This window comes from Bradyrhizobium lablabi (assembly GCF_018131005.1).
Lineage (GTDB): Bacteria > Pseudomonadota > Alphaproteobacteria > Rhizobiales > Xanthobacteraceae > Bradyrhizobium > Bradyrhizobium lablabi_D.
The window spans coordinates 502898-525319 of the sequence record NZ_JAFCJK010000002.1; the positions used below are offsets into that span (position 1 = coordinate 502898).

At 59.8% G+C, this 22422-nt stretch carries 18 protein-coding genes and 1 tRNA gene; 15 read left to right on the top strand and 4 right to left on the bottom strand.

Translation table 11 applies throughout. The annotated features are described in order from the left end of the window. Positions 1-75 precede the first annotated feature (75 nt). Positions 76-1095 carry a PrsW family glutamic-type intramembrane protease gene (locus JQ553_RS07375; protein ID WP_212499238.1) on the bottom strand — a complete coding sequence of 340 codons (1020 nt, stop codon included), beginning with the start codon at positions 1093-1095 and terminating at the stop codon, positions 76-78. Positions 1096-1420: 325 nt separating this feature from the next. Between JQ553_RS07375 and JQ553_RS34865 the strand changes: the two genes are divergently transcribed. The 11 genes from JQ553_RS34865 to JQ553_RS07430 all read left to right on the top strand — a co-directional run bounded on the left by JQ553_RS34865 (position 1421) and on the right by JQ553_RS07430 (position 13028). Continuing rightward, positions 1421-1639 carry a DUF2061 domain-containing protein gene (locus JQ553_RS34865; RefSeq protein WP_312015096.1) on the top strand — a complete coding sequence of 73 codons (219 nt, stop codon included), beginning with the start codon at positions 1421-1423 and terminating at the stop codon, positions 1637-1639. A gap of 1393 nt (positions 1640-3032) precedes the next feature. Further along, entirely contained in the window at positions 3033-3953 is a 921-nt protein-coding gene (locus JQ553_RS07385) for a response regulator transcription factor (RefSeq protein WP_212499240.1), read from the top strand. A 430-nt stretch (positions 3954-4383) separates the two neighbouring features. Next, a complete protein-coding gene (locus JQ553_RS07390; RefSeq protein ID WP_212499241.1) occupies positions 4384-4737 on the top strand; it encodes a hypothetical protein in 354 nt (117 codons plus the stop codon). 222 nt (positions 4738-4959) lie between these two features. Further along, on the top strand, positions 4960-5505 hold the full coding sequence (locus JQ553_RS07395; RefSeq protein WP_212499242.1) for a hypothetical protein: 546 nt from the start codon (positions 4960-4962) through the stop codon (positions 5503-5505). Continuing rightward, complete coding sequence (locus JQ553_RS07400; RefSeq protein ID WP_212499243.1) at positions 5502-5801, top strand: hypothetical protein; 300 nt, start codon at positions 5502-5504, stop codon at positions 5799-5801. Before JQ553_RS07395 ends, JQ553_RS07400 begins: the two co-directional genes overlap by 4 nt. Positions 5802-5880: 79 nt before the next feature. Then, complete coding sequence (locus tag JQ553_RS07405) at positions 5881-7248, top strand: efflux RND transporter periplasmic adaptor subunit (RefSeq protein WP_212499244.1); 1368 nt, start codon at positions 5881-5883, stop codon at positions 7246-7248. 16 nt (positions 7249-7264) lie between these two features. Beyond that, entirely contained in the window at positions 7265-7999 is a 735-nt protein-coding gene (locus JQ553_RS07410) for an ABC transporter ATP-binding protein (protein ID WP_212499245.1), read from the top strand. Further along, positions 7986-9218 (top strand): ABC transporter permease, encoded by a 1233-nt coding sequence (locus JQ553_RS07415; protein ID WP_212499246.1) that lies wholly within the window; start codon positions 7986-7988, stop codon positions 9216-9218. The genes JQ553_RS07410 and JQ553_RS07415 overlap by 14 nt, the downstream gene beginning before the upstream one ends. Positions 9219-9766: 548 nt before the next feature. Beyond that, positions 9767-10750: a putative zinc-binding metallopeptidase gene (locus JQ553_RS07420; protein WP_249144018.1), complete on the top strand. Its 984-nt coding sequence runs from the start codon at positions 9767-9769 to the stop codon at positions 10748-10750. After that, on the top strand, positions 10747-11781 hold the full coding sequence (locus JQ553_RS07425; RefSeq protein WP_212499248.1) for an ATP-grasp domain-containing protein: 1035 nt from the start codon (positions 10747-10749) through the stop codon (positions 11779-11781). Before JQ553_RS07420 ends, JQ553_RS07425 begins: the two co-directional genes overlap by 4 nt. A 152-nt stretch (positions 11782-11933) precedes the next feature. Next, on the top strand, positions 11934-13028 hold the full coding sequence (locus JQ553_RS07430) for a hypothetical protein (protein ID WP_212499249.1): 1095 nt from the start codon (positions 11934-11936) through the stop codon (positions 13026-13028). Positions 13029-13159: 131 nt separating this feature from the next. Here the strand turns inward: JQ553_RS07430 and JQ553_RS07435 are convergent, their stop codons facing one another. Continuing rightward, complete coding sequence (locus JQ553_RS07435; RefSeq protein ID WP_212499250.1) at positions 13160-14629, bottom strand: MmgE/PrpD family protein; 1470 nt, start codon at positions 14627-14629, stop codon at positions 13160-13162. 167 nt (positions 14630-14796) lie between these two features. Then, positions 14797-16029 carry a Zn-dependent hydrolase gene (locus JQ553_RS07440; RefSeq protein ID WP_212499251.1) on the bottom strand — a complete coding sequence of 411 codons (1233 nt, stop codon included), beginning with the start codon at positions 16027-16029 and terminating at the stop codon, positions 14797-14799. A 134-nt stretch (positions 16030-16163) separates the two neighbouring features. Here JQ553_RS07440 and JQ553_RS07445 point away from each other — a divergent pair, with 134 nt between their 5' ends. The 3 genes from JQ553_RS07445 to JQ553_RS07455 all read left to right on the top strand — a co-directional run bounded on the left by JQ553_RS07445 (position 16164) and on the right by JQ553_RS07455 (position 17751). Beyond that, complete coding sequence (locus JQ553_RS07445; RefSeq protein ID WP_212499252.1) at positions 16164-16505, top strand: hypothetical protein; 342 nt, start codon at positions 16164-16166, stop codon at positions 16503-16505. A 143-nt stretch (positions 16506-16648) separates the two neighbouring features. Continuing rightward, a tRNA-Glu gene (locus JQ553_RS07450) sits at positions 16649-16723 on the top strand. Between the two features lie 422 nt (positions 16724-17145). Further along, a complete protein-coding gene (locus JQ553_RS07455) occupies positions 17146-17751 on the top strand; it encodes a hypothetical protein (RefSeq protein ID WP_212499253.1) in 606 nt (201 codons plus the stop codon). A gap of 561 nt (positions 17752-18312) precedes the next feature. On the opposite strand, the gene JQ553_RS07460 is transcribed toward JQ553_RS07455, so the two are convergent. Next, a complete protein-coding gene (locus tag JQ553_RS07460; RefSeq protein WP_212499254.1) occupies positions 18313-20235 on the bottom strand; it encodes an adenylate/guanylate cyclase domain-containing protein in 1923 nt (640 codons plus the stop codon). Between the two features lie 351 nt (positions 20236-20586). Here JQ553_RS07460 and JQ553_RS07465 point away from each other — a divergent pair, with 351 nt between their 5' ends. Continuing rightward, positions 20587-22356 carry an adenylate/guanylate cyclase domain-containing protein gene (locus JQ553_RS07465; RefSeq protein WP_212499255.1) on the top strand — a complete coding sequence of 590 codons (1770 nt, stop codon included), beginning with the start codon at positions 20587-20589 and terminating at the stop codon, positions 22354-22356. Positions 22357-22422: the final 66 nt, after the last annotated feature.

A 22422-nucleotide genomic window follows, 5' to 3' on the forward strand; every position in this document is an offset into this window, starting at 1 on the left:
GTAGCCAAAATACCAAAAATAGCCGGTGGCGAGGTTGATCATGGCGAAGCCCTATAGCGCAGGGATTTTGCCTTGTCACTCCTTTATTCCGGCGGCCGCCCGCATCCGGTTACGGCCGAGCACGTACACCACGGCGGTTGCGATCAGGAGCAACAGCCCGATCAGGATCGACGTGAAGCCGATCGGGACCAGGATGAACGAGGCATTGCGCTCGGGACTGACGTACCAGTGATGGATCGAGGTGAGCAGGAACGATACCCCGGCAAAGCTCGCGCCTCCGCCGACCAGCAGGAGCGCCCACATCCGTCGCAATCGGCTGAGCCGCTCGCGTGCAAGCTCGGTGCGCGGCGCGTGGTGCTTGCCGACCCGCCGCACCAGCCTCACCGCAAATCCGATCGAGGAGAAGCCGATCAGCACGCTCGCCGCTCCGAGGAGCAGCCGTGTGGTCGAGCCGAGGTCGGGAATGTGCTGCAGCGAGAGCAGCGGAAAATCGAACGCCGCATGCAGCGCGATCGGCGCAAACAGCACGAGCGCCCCGCTCGAGATGCGCGCGAAGTCACGGTTGTGCCGGTGCGCGCCGAGCGCGCCGCCCGAGCGCGCGATCGCAAGATAGGCGCCCGCGATGATGCCGAGCGCGCCGTGGAACGGCACCGTCAAAACACTGCGCAGCGCGGCCAATGCGCGCCACATGTCCTTGTGCTGCACGAGATAGGCGAGGTTCTCATAGGCGGCAAAGCCGAGCCCGGCGGCCGCGCCATACACCACCGTATCCATCGGATCGCCGAAGGCGCGGCGCCGTGCCGACACGGCAACGATGACCAGGACCTTGACGATCTCTTCCGGAGCGGCAACGCCGAACACGGCGCGGACGGCCACGGTCATCCAAGGATCGCCGGGAATGGCGAGCAGCGCGTTGAACGGTGCGCGTGCAAGCCCGAGCAGCGAAATACTCGCAGCGCCCAGCACGAAGGCGAGCCACACCTGGGCCGGCGGTCCGGGCCGCTCCTCGGCGGCGATGACGAGCCATAACACCAGCAATGCGGGCGCGATGGCGGCGACGCCGATCACGGTCGGAAGCGACTCAAGCAGTAACATGAGCCAAACGGCTCCTTTCGTGGCTCAAACGGTGCGTTCTGAAGAAATGGCAGCAAATACAGTGGATTGCAATTGATGCGCGGCATCGAACGCGCTACGGAGAACTTCGTTGCCGATTTGCCACGGAACGCGCGAAACCGGCAGCGTCACGCCGGCAAGATGCGCTGCTCCTGGCCATTTCGACTGGCGCCTGCATTGCAGGTGATCGTCGCGGGCGACGGACTTGGCCCAAACAGGCCGCAATCACATTTCAGGCTGCGTGGAACGACGAGGCATGAGCGGCATCGTGGACGCGTGCCGCTCGTCAGACAGGAGGTATTGCCGGGTGTTTCTACGTGGTGCTGAGAGCCATACACGGTCATTTCTCAAGGCGGTCAGTTGGCGGACGCTGGGAACGCTCGATACCTTCGGCATCAGTTGGTTCATAACGGGCAGGGTCGCAATCGCAGGTTCGATTGCCGGGCTCGAGGTCGTGACCAAGGTTGCTTGGTACTACCTGCACGAGCGCGTCTGGGCTGTTGTGCCGTTCGGACGACGAACCTGATCGCGTTCGGCGGGAGAGGTAGGTTCAAAGGCTTGCTCCCAGTCCAAGCGGGCCACGTGATCTTGGCGTGGATTGCATCCGAGCCATTACAGGAACTTTTGCCGCTCTGAAGCAGGACGCCAGCAGGTCGTCATGGTCGTTGCGATGACGTTGAGACACATGAACTCGCATTCTCGCGGCGCGTCGCGTCCGAGGTTTTCTGAATCTTCGCCGCTCGAAAGACGGAGGGCGCAGGGAAAGCCGGGTGCCGATCGCACCCATGGGTCCCGTGCAACAAAAAGCACGGGGGTAGGACCACAGGTGTAACCGGAATCAACCCGGCTTTCCCTGCGCGATGGTTTACGGCTTACTTCGCGCTCTTCCCGGTGAGACCAGCCTTGTTGTCACCGTCATCAGTGAGAAGCTTGCTTCTCGCTGACTTGACACCTGCATCGGGGCGTCAGAACCACACGACTTCGCCGTCCGCCTTGGCACGTTCGCCTCGTGTGCCGCAGCGTCCACCGCATCTCAACCCAACACTCGTGACGATGGCGAAGCGCCCCTCATTCGGATGAGACGGGCGGATTAAACCGCTGATTTGGGTCAATCCGGAAGCGGAATATTTCTCGCCCGAGGACTTGCTGCGTCGGGCAAATCGGTGATCGAGAACGACCCACGGGGTCTGGCTTGTCGAGACGACTCGCTGCGATGACTGGTTGAATAGTCCATATCTACAACCAACGATATCCAGTCGATACTGGGCGAATACACCTTTCGGTGGTCATGACATCTATAGCGTTTTCGAGCGGAGTGGCCACCGGTTCGCGGGAAGAAAAACGCGTCAAAACAAGGATCTGGAGCTTCGGTTCTCATTCAATCAGAACCAATAATGCTCTAGTGGGAGTGACGGTAAGGCAGCGCTGCTGACCGAAAACGTGTCACACCGTGGACTTCAACCGAAAATTGCTGCTGTCGCATTCGTGTAGTAGCATCATCCGCATTGATGCCGCGAGAACCCGTCGGACGGGATATCTATTTTGCCGCGGTCGGAAGCAATAGAGGCTGCATAGAGGCGTCGCTAAAAAACTTGGCCAAAAAACCCATCAGGGATGTGAAGCGCCGCACACGTAGCGGCCGACCGGCATACTACTTTCGCTTGTCGAGCGCGCGTTGGTTTAGTTGAGAGCGAGTTCCGTTCGACATGTTTGAACCGAAGGACCTACACCCGAACACATAACAGGATATTGGCTCGAGGTTCGCTAGTTGCTTGCTGACTCAGCATCGCGACGGAATATTCAGAAGTCGGCACGCCTTTTTATCTGATCGTCCGCGGCTGTTTCAGGAGGAGAACTTCAGGAAAGCCGATTCTAGAACTCGATTTGACCGCGTTGAATTTAACTATTGCGAGGCCGCCATGCATAAGCCAGAGCCGTATCTGGTGCGCGCGACAAGGCAGTCGCTTGAGAATGAATTTACCCAGTCGGACGCTACCCTTGGCTCAAAACATTCTTCGAATGCCGCGCCGCACCTGCCTGGACGCGTTGCAGGATCATCCGATCAGCGTCTCATCCTGATAAGTCGCCCCGGACTGGTCAGTGACTGTCTTCACAACGCACTCAACGAATGCGGTTATGAAACCGTTCTCCACTCGCTGAGTGATCCACTCAGAGCTCCGATCGAGGGCGCCAATCTTGTCGTCATCTCCGTCGGTTCCAATGAGCCCGACGGTCTCGCGGCTGTCCGCCAACGGGCGCAAGAGTCACGCGACCGTCTGCCCGGTGTTCCGGCCATGGCTCTGATTGAGCAGTCCAGCCAAGATCTGGCAAGCGGACTGGCAGACGTCGGTCTCGTTGCGATCGTCCAGGGATATCTTTCGGTAAAGATCGTGACGGCCGCCATACACCTCGTCATGGTCGGTGGATCATTGATGACGACGAAAATCTGTCTCCATACCGATGAGCTGGCGCCCCTGCAGCCGGACAATATCATCGAGGCAGCCGGCGATGCTGACGACATGGACTTTTCCTCGATTGGAAATTTTACAAAGCGTGAAATTGCGCTGCTGACACGTTTGCGCCAGGGCATGCAGAACAAGATGATCGCCTACGAACTTGGCATCGCGGAAAGCACCGTTAAAGTTCATCTGCGTCACATAATGTCCAAATTAAATGCGAGCAACAGAACACAGGTCGCGTATATGTTGGCAGGCGGGCCGGTCACTGCGCCAAAGTCGGCGTTTCACAAGCTTGAACCAATCAATATTGCAGCGAACGTCTCTGAGCCGCTCTCGGTAACTGTCGATCCGGCAAAGGCATCTCCCGCGACGGGTTTTTGATCCGGCAGTCCACCAGCGTGAGCCGCTGTGGCGGCGCGTAGCACGCCTCTTTCTCCTGGCAATGCAACCAGGTGTGGCACGACGTCTTCGTCCGATCGATGGTTCGCGCCCGTGTTTCGCCAGGCGAGTCGTCCGCACGACGATATTGTCTCTCTTCTGGATATCACCGCTACTCAATCGACGAGCACCGACGCAGATTGCACCTGCGGCCGCGAGATATGATGCGGCAAAATACTCGGGGCCAACGCAGATCGTACTTCCTTTGGCTTAATCGCTTCGGCTTCTCGACGCGGCCGCGCTCGCATTTGCATGTCCTCATGGTCAGCTTGCGGCTCGGGGAATTCGCCCGGATTATCGGGTCATCACGCCAATGTCGACGTGAGAAAAAACCGCCCGGCATCGGGCAATCGTCGCGCGAAGGAGACGCATAATGTTCAAGACCAGAACTATCATTCTTGCCGCTCTCATCTCCGCTGCCGCTCTGGCTAGCTCTCCAGCCTCGGCCGCCTGCATCGGATGTGGAAATGGCAACGGCAACGGAAACGTCGGTGTCGGCAACGGTAACGCGAACGGCAACGGCAATACCGGCGCCCTCAACGGCAACCTGAACGGCAACGGGAACATCGGGTTTTTTAACGGCAACCTGAACGGTAACGGCAACGCTGGGCTCGCCAACGGCAACGTGAACGGCAACGGCAACATCGGCGCGTTCAGCGGCAACGGGAACGGCAACTTCAACCTGGGTGCCTTCAACGGCAACTTCAACGGCAACCTTAACCAATAATCATGCGACATACGGGAGATCGGATGAACGCCAACCGTATGTTTGATTAGTGCTTTGTCGATGTTGCTCTCATTCGAGCGCTCGCGGCCCGCCCCACCGCGGACGCTTAGTGAGGGCAACATCGGGATGTTCAGGCGACAAGCCAGCATACAAGAACGAATTCAGACGAGACAGACTCAGACAAGAGCAGGCTTGCAGCAATCCAGTCTTTAGGAGTCGGATATGAAACGTACTCGAATGAATTTTGCAATCCTCACTTGCGTCGAGCTGAGCATCGCCGTTGCGATCCCCTTGAATGCCGAGATTCTCTCCATTTCCAGCAAGGGCGCCAACGTCCCCAAGGTACCCGGACTGGAGCGTTGGGCGCAGTGTATCGGATGCGGCAACGGCAATGGTAACGGCAACATCGGAATCAATAGCGGCAACAACAACGGCAATTTCAACAGTGGCGCAGGCAACGGCAATGGAAACGGAAACGGAAACGGCGCGCCGCAAACCAACGGAAATCTCGGTTTCATGAACGGCGGAACGGGAAACGTTGGAGCCTTCAACGGGCTCGGAAACTCCAGCTCGACAAGTGGCAACAACAATCTTGGTGCGTTTAACGGCAACGCGAACGGCGGAACTTTCAATGGCAACGGCAACGTCGGCTCATTCAACGGAAACCTTAACGGTATCGGCAACGTCGGCGGCGCAAGCGGCAGCTTTAACGGAAACGGCAACATTGGCGCATTGAACGGAAATCTTAACGGGAGCTTCAATCATTGACCTCTGTCGCGAGCAAACTACGACCCTATCAGATCATGAGGCGCACGCTGGTCATTATCAGCGCCATTACAGTCGCTCTCCTGCTCATTGGGGCCGGCAACGGCAACGGCAACGGAAACGTCGGCTACGGCAATGGCAACGGCAACAGCGGGAACTTCAACGGCAACAACAATCGCGGCAACAACAACGGCAACAGGAACGCGACCGACAATAATGGAAATAATCGCACCGGCGATAATAACGGCAATGACAACCCGAAGCGCCAGAACGGCAACAGGGGGCCGTACGTCAAGTAGCTGAGCAAGTCTGCGCGCTGTTGCGTTGATTGTGCAGAGTCAACAGCGGGCCAATAACGAGGAAGGCCTGGAGAGCAAGATGAAACTCCTGTTGGTGAGCTCGCTCATCGTCGGTTCCGCTGTCAGCTGGCCGATGACATCATCGTGGTGGCGAGCCGGAGGGAATACGCATCTCATACTGGCGAGTCTGGAGGGAACCACGTCTTCCGCCCCGGACTACCTGACGTCTTCAGTGAAGGTTGAAGATGTCGTCAAGACCATTATGGCGACCGGTTCGTTGATCCCTTCGCTCAATGTGGAGGTCGGCTCGGTGTTGTCTGGGCGGATTTCGAAACTGAAGGTCGATTTCAACGACAAGATCGTCAAGGATCAGGTTCTGGCGGAGCTCGATCCCAGGACATTCGAATTGGCGGTCGCTGCCAGTCAGGCCGCGGTTGGAGGATCAAAAGCCGATCTCAAAGCCGCTGAAGTCCGCCTCGAACGGGCGATGATTGAGGCCAGGCAAGCAAAGCTGGAGCGCCTCGTGCTCGCCGCGCGCGTCGATCGGGCGAAGGTCGCGCTTGATATCGCCGATCGCGAGTTCAGGCGCAAGTCGTGGCTGCAGGAACGCAACGCGGCACCCGCCATGGAGGTGCAGGATTCTCAGTCGCGGCTCGACGCCGCCGCGGCCTCCTTGCGCGAGAGCCAGGCCATACTGGAAAACCAGACCAACGCAATAGATGCTGCCGTCACGGGCGTCGAGCGGGCAAAGGTCGACATCATCGGCATCCGCGCGAGCGTGGACAAGGCACAGGCACAGCTTCAGACGGCACTCACCGAACTCGACAGAACAAAGATCAGGTCTCCGGTGGACGGAGTCATCGTTGGCCGCAACATCACCGAAGGGCAAACTCTGGCGACCGGTCTCGAAGCCAAGACGCTGTTCACCATCGCGGGCGATCTCGGCCACATGGAAATCAATGCGCGGGTTGATGAGAGCGATATTGGCAAGATCAAGGTCGGACAAGGTGCGACATTTACCGTTGACTCCTTTCCGGATCGAACATTTCAGGCAACGGTGAAGCAGATCAGGATGGCCCCGCAAGTTATCCAGAACGTTGTTACCTACACGGTTGTATTGACCACCGAGAACCCCGACTACATCCTGTTGCCGGGAATGACCGTGCTCGCGAAGATAACGACCGAGCGCACTCCGGCATCCATGACTGTGCCGCTCGCCGCACTTCGGTTTCGTCCACAAGGTGAAGTCGCGCCGAAGCGGAGCAGGAATGATCGCCAGGCATCTCTCTGGGTGTTGCGATCGGGTAGTCAGCCCGAGCGGCTCTCTGTGGTCAGAGGGGATGACAACGGAACGAATGTAGCCGTCAGTTCTGACGAACTCCGGGCGGAAGACCGGATCGTCATCGGTGAAGGCGCTCCGGCATCGGACCACGCCGTTGTTCGATAGTCGATGGACATCGAAGATGATTGCCGAGGCACGCAAGATTGGCAAATCATACGCGTTGGGATCGACGACGGTAACCGCGCTCCATCCATCGTCGTTTTCGATCGCCAGTGGGGAATTTATCGCGATTCTCGGGCCGTCGGGATCCGGGAAATCGACCCTGATGAATATCATCGGGCTGCTGGATCGACCATCCGTTGGTCAGTTCCGGCTGAACGGTACAGACTGCGCCGACCTCAGTGACGATAAGGCCGCGCAAATGCGTAATCGATTTATCGGCTTTGTGTTTCAGGCGTACCATCTTCTCCCGCGCGAGACCGTCTTAAAGAACGTTGAACTGCCGCTGCTCTATGCGGGGATCGGTGGGAGGGAGCGAGAGCGGAGGGCCACCACGGCACTTGCCGCGGTCAAGCTGTCCCACCGCATCCTTCACCTGCCGTCACAACTTTCCGGCGGCGAGCAGCAGCGCGCCGCCATTGCCCGCGCGATCGTCACGAATCCTTCCCTCATTCTGGCCGACGAGCCGACCGGCGCACTGGATAGCGCAACCGGCTGGGAAATCATGCGCCTGTTAGGGGCGCTCAACCGGAGCGGCCGCACGGTCGTGCTGGTGACCCATGATGTTCACATCGCGCAGCAGGCGCGCCGAATCGTTTCTCTTCGTGATGGAAAGATCATTTCGGATCAGGCTGTGGTGCCGGGAAGGACAGACGGAACCGATGATCAAGGGATACAGCGTCATGCGGCTGCTTGATTATCTGTCCGCCGCAGGCGGCGCCATGCGAGCCAATCCCTTCCGCACCTTCCTTACCATGCTGGGCATCATCATCGGCGTCGGCTCGATGATCAGCATGGCCGCGATCGGCGCCGGCGCGCAAGCCCAGGTTCAGGATCAGATTCGCTCCTTCGGGGCCAACGTGCTGATGATCAACGCGGTCCCCCGCAATCGGAACGGCATTCGCGAGGCCGGAAACGTTCGTCGCCCGCTGACGTCAGGGGACGCGCGGGCCATCGCGGAACTCGGCCCCGTTCGGGCTGCCGCTCCATCCGTCGCGGGAGCCGCACAGGTCGTCCACGGCAGCTTGAACTGGGCTACGACCGTGAATGGCACTGCTCGGGACCACTTCACCATACGCGGCTGGGAACTGGCGGCCGGTCGTCTCTTCTCGCCGGACGACGAGCGCGACGCTGGCAAGGTGGTCGTCATCGGTTCGACCGTTGCGCACAAGCTGTTCGGAGACGGCGATCCGGTAGGCCAGATTGTCCGGATCCTCAATGCGCCCTTTGAGGTCATTGGTGTCCTGCGGGAGAAGGGGACGGCGGGAGACGGACAGAAGCAGGACGACGTCGTGTTCGTTCCGCTTATGACGGCCATGATGCGACTGATCGGAAGCGCCAACACGGTCAACCGTGATGCGGTCGCCTATATTCTTGCAAGCGCAAGGTCGGAAACCTCCATGACTGCCGCGATCATGGAGATAGACGCGCTCTTGTATCAGCGCCACGATGTCGCCGACGACGACGACAAGGATTTCACGGTCACGACCGCCGCCTCGATCCTCGCCGCGCAGAAAGCATCGACCCGAACGGTCTCATTCCTGCTCGGTTCGATTGCCGCTGTCTCGCTATTGGTCGGGGGCATCAGCATCATGAACATCATGCTTGTGTCCGTGACCGAGCGAACACGCGAGATCGGATTGAGACTGGCCGTGGGCGCCCGGCCACGCGACGTGCGAAAGCAGTTCGTGCTCGAAGCGGCGATCATTTGCGCGGCGGGCGGAGTCTTTGGCGTCATCCTCGGTGGCCTGCTCGCGGTCGGCGTGGCAAAATTCGTCGGTTGGCGAGTTCTTCTGGAACCTCAGACAGCCTTGCTCGCCGTGGCGTTTGCAAGCTGCGTCGGGATATTCTTCGGCTATTATCCCGCGAAGAAGGCGGCGTCCCTGCAGCCGGTGATCGCTTTGCGCAGCGATTAGAGATCGACAATCCCAGAACTCCGATGATGCTGATCTCTTGGGTGCAAAAACGAAATGGGCGGCCTCGCAGGCGCCCCATTTGTTTCGGGCCAGTCGCCCAGAGCCGGCCCGGTAGAGCCGGGCCGGCCCGTCTTACTGGTCTAGATTACCAGTCCGCCTGGAAAGCAGCCGCCGGGGTGCTCGTCGTCGCCGTTGCAGCGATTCCGCCGGTCACAGCGGCGAGGACCAGAAGCGCGCTAAGCCATTTCTTCATCGTAGTTACTCCTTTGAGTTGAAAGTTGCCTGCGAGTGATCGCGGCGCTACCGGTCGCGGGTAGCATCAGCGTCCACCTCAGGACACGCGCAGACTAGCGTTTGCTGCGCGACAAGATCATTGCGGCGCCGCGCGATTGAGCTACGGCCGTAGCGCCCGGACCGTGGAACGTCACGAAGATTCGACGGTTGTTGCCAACAGGAACCTGTGACAACATCCCAATACCGAGGTGTTTTGACCCTGGATGCCGATGCCACGACGGAAATATGCTTGGGAAAAGCTGTCGGATGAGCAGTTGCTCAAGCAGCGCCTCAGTAGTCTGAGGGTTACGGTCGAGGGCACCTGGCTCGAGGATTGTCTCAGCACTCTTTACGAAGAGCTCGAGGAGCGAGGGATCCGGCTGCGGCCACACGCGTGGATATCGAGCGAATGGTTCAGTCCGGCGAAGGTGCCGGGCATTGCCATCCCATTCTATCTCACCCATCCCCGCCTGATGAAGATCGAGAAGAAAATGATGCTCGACGTCGAAGGGGGCACATGGTCCGAGTGCATGGCCATTCTCCGTCACGAGGCAGGCCATGCCCTCCAGCACGGCTACCAGCTGCAACGCCGCCGACGGTGGCAGCAGCTGTTCGGCCCGTCTTCCAGACACTACCCGCGCTATTACCGGCCCAATCCGGCCAGCCGGCGTTATGTCCAGCATCTTCGGCTCTGGTACGCCCAGAGTCATCCGGACGAAGATTTCGCCGAGACCTTCGCGGTGTGGCTGCGACCACGTTCGAGCTGGCGGACGCGATATGTCGGCTGGCCAGCGCTCAAAAAGCTCGAATATGTCGACGAGCTGATGGACGAGATCGCAGGGAAGCGACCGCTGATCACGACGCGAGAACGCATCGATCCGCTGCACGAGCTGAACCAAACGCTTGGCGAGCACTATAGAAAAAAGCAGGCGTTCTACGCCTTCAAGGCACCGAAGACTTACGACCGCGACCTTTCCCGGCTCTTTTCCGCCGATCCGCGGCATCAACGCAAGCAACCGGCTTCGGTCTTGATCAGGCGACACCGTGCCCAAATCAGGCAGCTGGTCTCGCGGTGGACGGGCGAGAACCAGCTTACGCTTGATGCCGTGCTTGACGATATGATCTCTCGCTGCCGCGAGCTCAATCTGCGTGCCGTGGGGCGCGAACAGAAGCTTGTGACCGACTTCACGGTCCTGGTGACAGCCAAGACCATGCACGCGCTGTTCGGCCCGTCGCGACGCAAATGGATTGCGCTATGAGACGCCTCCGTGTTCTGGTGCTCATGCATCCGGACTTCGTGCCTCCGGACTCGACCGACGGATACACTGCGCGGCAGATCAATGAATGGAAAACAGAATACGACGTCGTAAGTACCTTGCGCGTGGCCGGCCATGAGGTTCGCCCACTCGGCGTGCAGGAGGAGATCAAGCCGGTCCGCGACGAAATAGAGAGCTTCAAGCCACATGTGGTCTTCACGTTGCTTGAGGAATTCCACTATTTGGCGATGTATGACCAGCACATCGCAAGCTATCTTGAGTTGATGCGGGTCCCGTATACCGGCTGTAACCCGCGTGGCCTGATCCTGGCCCGCGGCAAGGATTTGTCCAAGACGCTGGTGCACCATCGCCGGATCGCGGTGCCAGCCTTCGCCGTGTTTCCGATGCGCCGCAAGGTCAAACGCCCGGCGCGTCTTGCGCTGCCGCTTATCGTGAAGAGCCTGAACTTGGATGGATCCTTTGGTATCTCGCAGGCATCCATCGTCGATACGGATGAGAAGCTCGCAGAGCGGGTTGCCTTCATTCACGAGCGGATCGGAACCGCTGCCATAGCCGAGCAATATATTGAGGGACGGGAGCTCTACGTCGGCGTGATCGGCAATCATCGGCTGCGAGTTCTGCCGGTTTGGGAACTGGAATTTGGCAGCATGGGCGGTCAGGGGGCGCGGCGCATAGCCACTGAAAAAGCCAAACACGATCCGAGCTATCAGGAGCGCGTTGGAATAGCAGATGGGCCCGCAAAGAACCTTGCGCCGGAACTATCCGCCCGTATTCAGCAGGCCGCGAAACGGATCTACCGAACACTGGGGCTCGATGGATATGCGCGGATCGACTTTCGTCTGTCCGCGGACGGCATCCCGTATTTCATCGAAGCGAATCCGAATCCCGAAATCGCGAAGAGCCAAGAGTTTGCTACAGCAGCTCGCCATGACGGGCTCGATTACCCGGGTCTCCTGCATCGCATCCTGACTCTCGGAATGAGCCGTGCAAAGGCAGGCGTATCTCCAGGCTGAAGGGTCGCCACGAGTCCAATATGGACGATAGCAGTGCGAGCTCAAAGGTCGATTGGGCGTGGCCCGATACGTGTGCCGCGACACGTGGTGAACCCCCGCCGGTTCATCGACGACAAATGCGCGAGTAGGACGATTGCAGGTGCCGGAACACGATGAGCGACCTTATCATTGACGCGAACGTCATCAGGAACATTGCGCAAGGAAATCGCGCTGCGGCAGAGGCCCTGACAAAGCTGATCAAATCGGGTCGTCGGGTCTACATCGCGCGGGCCGCCTGGAACGAGCTGTCCGAGCAGTATCGTGAGTTGCTGAAGGACCTGGGCGTCGGGTTCTCGCCCGATTCATCCAAACTTGAACTCATCAAGGCGCGCGGAAACGTCTATGCCGATAACATTCTGCAGGAGCCGCGCCCAAGCAAAGGAATTTCAGGCCCAATGCCGGAATATGGCGGCAAACGGGACCCGATCTCCGGATTGAAAACGAGGCCTGGCGATGCGTTTGTCGGCGCGGAAGCCAAGTCCCTTGATGCCGAGCTATGGACGTTAGACCAGCAATTCGCCAAGCAGGCCCGCCAGCAGGGCGTCAAGATCGCCGCTGAATCGCGTATCCCGTCCGTCGGAGGCGCTGAAGAAATCGCCGAGGCCCGCGTGCTGCTCCGCCCGGCGCTACCCATGCCGAAACCGTCTCCGGTCGGCGGCCTGCGGGTGCGCTTAATCGAGGCCAAGGCTGGCTTCAAGCTGGGTTTGCGCGCCGCTTTGAGTGCCGAAAATATCGCTTCGATGATTCCGGACGTGATACTTGCCGTCGCGGACAAAGTTGCAGCTCGCGAGGCAATCCGGAGGATTGCGACCAAATTCATCAAAGAGGGGTTTGCAAAAGGTGTTGCGGCGGGTGTGATGCGTTGGACGGAAGAGGAAGTGGGATCAAATCTCATGAACCACGTCACGCATTTTCGGGTTCAGGGCCTGGGAGATCCGGCAGGTTTTCTAACTTTGTCTTACATCCTCAAGCTTGCCGAAGTGTACGAAAACTATGCCGTGCACATAGGATATCAATTCAGCTCTGCAAAATCGCCGGAATGGAAGGACGACATACGAAACAAGGGGTTCGCCACTCTAAAAGAGCGCGGATATTATTTCGGGCAAAATCCCGATGCACTGTTCGAGTACGAGTTCATCGATAAACTCGCCTTCGTCCTCCATCACACGACCGACTCGATCGTTGAACCCGCAATCCGGTACCATTGAGCAGGACGTGTACTCACTCCAGTGCCAGTGCACATAATGCCATGATGCCGGTCGCGATGCGTTAAGCGCCCTCGGGTCGAGGGAGCAGGGCGTGTCCTGCACGTCTGCTCCCTCGAGGACAGCCGATCGGCTCAGGCCGAAACCGACATTTTTGCAATCTCGGCCGCGCTGGTCAGGGATTCGACGTTCCAGCACGTATCCATCACCCGGCGTATCGCGGGCGTTGCGATGATGCCATCAGCCAGATCGCTGAACTTGGTCTCGAGTTGCTTGTCGGTCATCGGCATTTCCACGCTGCCGATGGCGTGTTCGATATGGCGATGCAGTTGCCGGCCGTCCTTCAGCACGATGGTCATATCGACCTGCGCGGGGTCGATTCCGCGCGTGACAACGGGAACGACCTTGCTGCGCAGCGCGACCATCACGGGATCGGTGACGGCGCGATCGCTGAACTGCTTTTCGCCGCCGGCGCCTTCGACCAGCGCGACCGCGACGGCATGATAGATGCTGAACTTGCCTTCGAGTCCTTCACGCGGCGTCTTCTTGCCGGTCAGCTCGAGCACCAGCGGATGAACCTTGAGATCGACGCGCTCGATCTGATCGGCGGACAACTTGTTCTCGTTGCGCAACTGGATTGCCGCATCGATGGCCGGGTGCATCACAATTCCGCATGCGAATGGCTTGTATGTATTCAGCGCGGCCTCGTAACGCTTGCCGAGGTCGCCGAGAATCTCGTCGTAATCCTGCTTGGTGCTGATAGTGTGGGCCCAGCCGCGCTTGGCTTCGATCATGCCATCGGACGACGTGAAATTCTTTGACGCCAGCATGGCCGCGAAAATTCCGCTGCTGGCCGCCCGGCCCGGATTGAAGCTCTTGTTCATCGAGCCGAACGACTCGCGCAGGCCGACCGGCTGCGATGCCGCCAGGCCCAGAGCCCACACCATCTGCTGTTCGTTGAGCTTCAACAGCTTTCCGACGGCCGCCGCCGAACCGAACACCCCCGCGGTGCCGGTAATATGCCAGCCGACGTCGTAGTGGTTCGGGTAGACCGCGTTTCCGATCCGGCACTCGGTCTCGACACCAAGTACGAGCGCGTTGAGAAATTCCTTGCCCGTGACCGGCTGCATCTCCGCGAGCGCGAGGATGGCGGACGCCACCGGCCCGGCGGGATGAATGACGGTCTTGAGGTGGGTATCGTCGTAATCGAAGATGTGGCTCGATACACCGTTGATGAAGGCGGCATTCATGATGTCGAACCGTTCGCGACGGCCGAGCAGCGAGGCCTGAGCCGGGCCCGAAAACGGCGCGAGCGCCGAGACCGCGATATCGACCGTCTGATGACGCGATCCGCCGATGGCGACGCCGACCCAGTTCAGCAGTGTTCGCACGCCCTCCTTGCGCACATTGTCCGGAAGGTCCTCGTACTTCGCCGTGACGAGGTAGTGCGCAAGCTGCCTCGTCACGTCTTTCGGCGGAGCGACCTTGGCCGCAGCGCCAGAGGCGGCGCCGGCCGCCTGCGCGAACGCCGTGTCTCCGGCGATGGTGGCGAGCGGGAGCGCCGCCGCAACCTGAAGCATGGTCCTGCGATCTGTTGTTGACATGTGATTTCCTCCGAACGGTACGTCGCTGCAATCGATTAGCCGCCCGACGTCTCCGATGGAGATCAAGATGCCGTTACCATGCCTTTGCGACCTTGCTGCTCTGCGTCGTGGCGCAGGCTGTCAACGCGGCCGCCAACTTGGTCGCCTCGTGTCTGTCGTGCGACCGCTCACTGTGCAAGCAGGCGCCGACAGGTTTCGACAAAAACGCGAGCCCCCGTGACGATGTCGGCATCGGCGGTATTTTCGGTCCAGTGATGGCTGATGCCGCCAATCGACGGCACGAAAAGCATGGCCGACGGCATGATGGTGGCGAGGATCTGGGCGTCATGACCGGCGCCGCTCGGCATGCGGATTGATTTGCCGCCGGCGAAGTCAGCGCCGGCGGCCTCGATCGCATCCTGGAAGGCGGCGCTCATCGTCGCGGGCACACCGGTCCTGAGACGTTCCACCTCGATGCTGCAGCGGCCTTGCGCCGTCACGTCGGCTGCCATGCGGCGAAGATGTGCCTCGAGGCGTTCGATCACATTCGGATCGTCGTCACGGATTTGAAACAGCATCTCGGCACGGCCCGGGATGATGCTCGGCGCGCCGGGTTCGAGCGTGATGCGGCCGGTGGTCCATACCGTGCGCTGTCCGCACAGGGCAGGGAAGCTGTCGTCGATCGCGACGCAAAATCTCGCAAGCGCGAGGCCCGCATCCTTGCGGATCGCCATTCGAGTCGTGCCGGCATGATTCTGCTCGCCAGTGAATGTGATCCGGTATTGCCAGATGCCGACGATCGAGGTGACGACACCGATCTTGAGACCGCTGCTCTCGAGCGTCTCGCCTTGCTCGATATGCGCCTCGAGATAACCGACATGACGTCCCGGCTCGGCGTGCAGGCGTTCGCGGCCGGCGAGGCCCACTTCGCGCAGCGCCTCGCGCATCGTGCGGTCGCTGTTGCGATCGCGCGCCGCGTCGATGTCGATCTCGGTCACGGCTCCGGCGTAGGACCGACTGCCAAGGAAGTTGCCGAAATGCCCTTCCTCGTCGCACCATGCGGCAACCTCGACCGCGCCGCGCGCGTCGGGATCGGAATTGATCACCCGCGCGGCCTCGAGCGCATAGATGACGCCGAGCGGTCCATCGAGCCAGCCGGCATGGTTCTGACTTTCGAGGTGCGAGCCCGCAAGCAGCTTCGGCCCTGCTTTCGTAGTCCTGCCGAACACGTTTCCAATCCCATCGATCGTGGCGGCGAGGCCGGCATCGGGCAGCCGCTGCGCCAGCCATTCGAGCGAGCGCATGTGGGCTTGAGAAAAAGTCGGCTTGTGCACGCCGCTCTTGTAAGTGCCGATGCTGCGCAGCGCGTTGAGATCGGCGAGCACGCGCGCACCGTCGAATCGGCCGGTGACGTCAGGCATGGCAATGACTCCGTGTTGGCTCTTTCGCGCCCATTATTCGTCTTTTTTCGCTGGCGTGATCGGCCTGCGGCATGGAACGGTTTGTTAGCGGTTCCTGCCATAAGTCCAAGCACGAGTTGGGGCAGAGCACAATCATGTCAGACGTCGGGAATCGCCTGAGCCGCATCGCCATCCTGCTCCTGCCCATCGCGCTCGGCGCGTGTGCGCAGTACAGCATGATGAACAGCCAGGCTTCGACGGGGCCGGCGCCACTGGCCTGGGACGGCGCGGGCCGGGATCCCAACCTCGCGCCGGCTGCCCCTCGGCGCGTCCGGAATGCGTCACGGGCCGTCGCGCAATCGCCTGATGACACAGATGCGCTGGGGATCGATGCGGATGAGAGTCTGGCGCGTAAACTGGTGATTTGCCGCGCCTGTATCGCGCCATCGGAGCCGGCGAACAGCCGCGAGGACGTCGCCCACGTCGCCAATCGCTAACATCGAGACGCCGGGAAAGGGGGTTCTTTGAGCGCTTGCCCGGCCGGGCAATCGCCACTATACGTTCGGGCGTCGCGGCCGCGAGCAATGGCGGCCGATCCGGTTTATCTCACGGTATAACGTATTGATTTACCGGGAGTTTTGCTCCCTTCGTCTATCGGTTAGGACGCCACCCTTTCACGGTGGAGAGAGCGGTTCGATTCCGCTAGGGAGCGCCAGCGCCTCAGAAGACCTAAGAATTCAGTAACATAGCGCAATCATTGGCTTTTCTGCTCTCTAGGTGGTAGCAGGAGGTGATAGCTTTTGGCGCGGGTATCGATGGGAATAATCAGGGACAGGCTTGGGACGTACTACGTCCAAAAGCGGGTGCCTGAGCTTAAGAGGCGGTCGCTCGCGTCCTTGATGCGGATGAACCTCGTCGCGTTTTTCTCAAGAAGTCGCTTGGCACAAAGAGTCTAAAGGAAGCAAAGGCCGCCGCTCCGCACATCGTTGCCGATTTCAATCGGATCATCGGAGAAGCTGAAGCCAGCCTTAAAGAACAGCCTGTCGTCACGGCGCTCTCCGACATGCAGATCAAGCGCATGGCCGAAAGCTACTACGCGACCATGTTGGCCGAGCGCGCCAAAGGGAGTGAAATCAGATGCTGATGTCTCGAACTCTATGGGTACCAATTGCAGCCGCGACGGTTCTTGTTGGCGTGCTGCATTGCGCGCCAGCTTTCGCACAGGCGCATATCCGCGGCACGCTGACCGCCGCGAACGACGGAACGATCAGTGTTCAAACCGCCAAGGGCGAAACTGTATCGATCAAACTCGCCAACGACGCGGGCCTTTTCCTGGTGACGAAGGCCGACATGAGCGCCATCCAGACTGGCAAGTTCGTCGGCATCACGTCTTTCGAAGAGGAAGGCAAGCGCGTCGCACGCGAGGTTCACGTGTTTGATGAATCTTTGCGCGGTCTAGCCGAGGGGCACTATCCATGGGATCTTGAAGCCAAGCCAAACATGATGACCAACGCCAATATTTCTAAGGTCGAGGAGGCCGGAACGGACCGCGTTCTCATACTTAATTACAAAGGCGGAGAACAGACGATCACCATCCCAAAGAGCGCGACGGTTGTCGCCTTTGACAAGGCACCGGCCGATCAGCTTGCAGTAGGGCGCAAGGTCTTCATTGTTATGAAGAAGGACGGTTCGGAGGCCGCTGCGGTCGTGATCGGCGCGGAGGGTGTGAAGCCGCCGATGTGATGACGCTATAGTCTCGGCGAGGCGATTCGGCCTCACGGCCGAATGGCCTATCGGCATACGGCGCTGGTCGCAACTTATTTGATCAATGTCGTGCTTCTGACGATTACGAAAGCCGCCAGTCTTTTATAGCCACTATTCAGAAGTGTCACCCTCACTGAGCGATGTCCGCTCTTGAGCGTAAGAGCGCGCGGCGTGACCCAACGTGCCTAGCCGTGCACAGGGCCAGTACCCCCTACATTCAGCGCGTCAGCAATCTGCCGCGGGGTGCTCGCACCGACCTTCTATGCCTCCAGGATGAGCGGCCGGGTGCCTCTAGCGAAACCGCGATGGCCGTGGGGACGACCAAGAGTGTCCGGTGGACCTCAGGAAGGCTCCGCCGTTGTTCTGAAGGGCACGCTGTCCTGAAGGGTTCGGTATCGCTCGTGCGGCACCACCGGGACATCATCGGTTTCTGCGGGGACGCTTGGGGAAATACCTATGTGTAAGCACCAACCAACCCGCCCAGCCGTTCAGGGATTACCCAGGATATCGAAAGCTCGACGCGAATGAGGGATTGCGGGCTTACCCCTCGGGCACCCCAGCGAGGCGCATGCCGATGGCGGCGCGCTCAAGCCCAGCGACAAAGGTCGGATCGTAGCTTGATTTGCCGGTGAGCATGCGACGGATGGTGAAGCCTGGATCGAGCCCTAGTCCCGCCTTTGCAGCATTTCGCGCCTCATCCGGTGCGCCGAGCAAGCCCAAAGTAGCGGCAAGCCAAAAATGGGCGAGAGGATAATTGTGGTTGGCCTCAATGCTTCGTCGCAACCAACCGGCGGCTTCTGCATCCGCACCGAGCTGTAGCTTGGCTGCGCCTACAAAAAACATCCACCGGAAGGCAGAGACATCGCGAGGGGAGATACGGAGAGCCTCAAGTACATGGCCTTCGGTCTCGGCAGCGCGACCCATAAAGTACTTGGCTAAACCGATATCGCTATGAGCTTCTGCCAAACTACGATCAAGCGCTAACGCCCGCTCGCATTCAGCAATCCCCTGAGCAGCGCGGTTTGTTAAAATGTAGGTGGCACCCAAGACCGAGTGGGCCGCCGCATAGTTCGGAGCCAGTGAAAGAGCTTTGGTCGCAGTAGCTTCGGCTGCCGCAAGCCGTGCCCTCCGGTCGTCGGTAAACCGGGAGGCCCCTATTGTGAGCTCGACGATGGCCGTGCCGACCAGCGCTCCAGCATTTTGAGGATCGATTGCCAAGGCACGTTCGAAAAAGCCGCGCGCCTGGGTCAGGTGCTCAGGGGTCGGCTCCTTGTATAGCGACGCAAAACCTTGAAAGACTAGGTCCAGTGCACCGGGATGCTGTGAGCGTTCCGCTCGTCGTGCCTCAGCTGCAACGAGTTGGGTGCCCAACGTGTTGGCGAGCCTCGAGGCGATTTCGTCCTGCATATCGAAGAGGTCGACGACGGGCCTTTCGAAACGCTCGGCCCAAAGATGTTTGCCGCTTTCCGCATCGATCAGCTGGACGTTTACCCGAAGCCGGTTGCCGCCACGCTGCACTGAGCCTTCGAGCACGTAGCGGACGTTCAATTCGTGGCCAACTTGCCGTACGTCGATTGGTCTTCCCTTATACGAGAACGCGCTGTTCCGGGCGATAACGAAGGAGCCACCGATGCGTGACAGGTCCGTGGTCAGGCTCTCGGTCACGCCATCGACGAAGTAATCTTGCTCGGGATCACCACTCAGGTTTGCGAACGGGAGCACTACAATGGAAAGATGCGCGGCTGGGTGGAATTGACGAGCGCCTGTGCCCATCGCTCCACGCCAGTACCAGGCCGCACCGCTGACCGCCATCAGCAGGATGACAAGAGCCGCCATGATGCGGATGATGCGCGATTTCTGGCCGGCTGTGACGGCACGCGTCGCCACATCGGCATGCGCAACAAAATGTGTCCCCGAACCAAATCCATCGCGCATAACGGCATAGGCTCGTATCGGACGCGAGATATTCTTCAGGCTCTGCTCGCCCAAATTGGTGAACTCGACTGCGACCTTGCCGCGTACCTGATCATAGGCGGAAGATGAGATGCAGATGCCGCCAGGTTCGGCGATGCCCTCAAGTCGCGCCGCGATGTTGACGCCGTCTCCGAAGATATCATGGGCCTCAACGATCACGTCGCCGATATTGACGCCCACTCGGAAAGCGATGCGCCGGTCTTCCACCTCTGCGATTGTAAGTTCCGTGATGCTGCTCTGGAACTGGAAAGCGGCCCGAATCGCTTCTACTGCGCTCGGAAACTCCGCCAAGAACCCATCGCCGGTGTTCTTCACGATCCGACCGCCGTGTTCGGTGATTGCGGGATAGACAGCGTCGGTTAGCAGCGCGGTCAGCTTGGCATGCGTAGCCTCTTCGTCATCAGCCATCAGCCGCGAATAACCGGCCACATCGGCCGCCAGTATCGCCGACAACCTGCGCTCGACCCGGACTGGCCGCTCGTGCATCATGGCAGGCTAACCTTTCGCGCTGCTATTTGTACGATAAACTCGGCTGCTGCGCTACGGCTCGCTCAACGTGCGAACCTCCGTCCGAGCTTATGTACTTTGGCGGGAGCCTTGCGGGCATCGGCCGATCGGGAAGAACGAGATGTACACTGCTCCTGGCGGCCGACGCCTTTAAGTCAGACCATTTGAGTCGGGGGGATCGGGTCGGGCCACATTAGGCTCCAGTAGCCTGGGAGAGGCTCATCTTCAGGCGTCCATCCTCGCCCCATCGGCGTAAACTGCCGGCGACCTTGCTCCCCGTTCCTGATTGCGGAATGATAGCGGCGCAACACAGGTGGCACATCGGGGCACCGAATGTCCGACCTTGGCGAGGTCAGCCGGAAGCTCGTCGCCGTCTTCGCGGCGGACGTGGAGGGTTACAGCCGCCTCATGGGGGCCGATGAGATTGGTACGCTCAGGGGGCTCACCGAGCGCCGAGCGATCCTCGACAAGCTTATTGCGAACCACAGGGGCCGCATAGCCAACACAGCGGGCGACAGTGTACTTGCCGAGTTCGGAAGCGCCGTGGAGGCTGTGCAGTGCGCGGTGGAGGCACAGACCGCCTTGGCCGAGGTAAACTCTGGCCTCGCGATTGACCGTAGCATCAATTTCCGCATCGGGGTTCACATCGGTGACGTAATGATACGCGCTGGGGACCTGTTCGGAGACGGCGTGAACATAGCCGCGCGGCTACAAACATTGGCGAACCCGGGAGGCGTGTGTATCTCCGGGGCCACGTACGATCAGGTAAGGAAGGTCGTGCCGGTGACCTTCGTGGACCTTGGCGCTCAGCAGGTGAAGAACATCCAAGAGCCGATCAGGGCCTATCAGGTGAGTACGCCGAGTGAGGCGCGAGAGGCTCCCGCGCGCGTTGTTGAGGCTGACAGCTCGCCGCCGTTGCCCGACAAACCGTCCATCGCGGTGCTGCCATTCGAGAACATGAGCGGCGATCCCGAGCAAGAATACTTCGCGGACGGAATGGTCGAGGAGATCATCACCGCGCTTTCGCGGTTCAAATGGTTGTTCGTTATCGCTCGCAATTCGAGCTTCACGTTCAAAGGCAAAGCCGTCGACATAAAAGAGGTCGGACATAGGCTCGGCGTACGCTATGTCCTTGAGGGCTCGGTGCGCAAAGCCGCGGGGAAGATTCGCATCATAGGGCAATTGATTGACGCGATTACAGGGGCACACATCTGGGCAGACAGGTTCGAGCGCGACTTGACAGACGTTTTCGCCCTCCAGGACGAGGTAACGGTCGCCGTTGTCTCAGCCATTGAGCCAAGATTGCTTCAAACAGAAATTGCAAAGGCGACGCGGCGGCGACCGGAGAACCTCACTGCGTATGATTTTTATCTCCGTGCTATGCCGCAGTATTACCTAACGACCCGCGAAGGGCTGGCCGAGGCACTCCGACTGTTCCACCGCGCCTTGGAGGTTGACCCCGGGTTTGCTTGGGCCGCTTCTATGGCAGGTATCTGCCACATGCTCAACGTCGTTTTGGGCTATGCCAACGATCCTCAATTCGACCGCAAGGAAGCAGTTCGCCTTGTTCATTTGGCATTGAGCATCGACGATGGTGATCCGGAAACGTTAGCAAGGGCTTCCATCACCGCGGCGTTTATGGTCGGTGATAGTGAAGCCGAGATCGAAATGGCGGACCGGGCGGTTGCGCTCAACCCAAATTCATTTAACACGTGGAACTGCAGAGGCCAGGTCTATAGAATTGCGGGACTGCCGGAGGAAGCGATCCGGAGTTTTGAACGCGCCATTCGCATGAGCCCGGTAGACCCGCGGCTGCACATGCCGCTTACTGGCATCGGGATGGCCTTTATTGAGCTTCGTCGCTTTGACGAGGCGGTTGTCGTAGGGAAGAAAGCCCTTCGTCAGAAGCTCTATGTGGCAACTTACCGCTGCCTCGCGTCCGCCTTCGCCCATCTCGGACGTGACGCTGAGGCGCACGACGCGGCGGCGCATGGGCTTGAGATCGATCCCTCCTTTACAATATCGGCGTGGATTGCTCGGGGCGGGCAATCGAACGCAAAGCTGTTGATTGAGGGGCTTCGGAAGGCGGGGTTGCCCGAATGACCCCGGTGTATCCCCTCGCTCCCTGTGTCAACTACGCGGCGCGCTTCAGCTCGGCAGGCGCTTGCC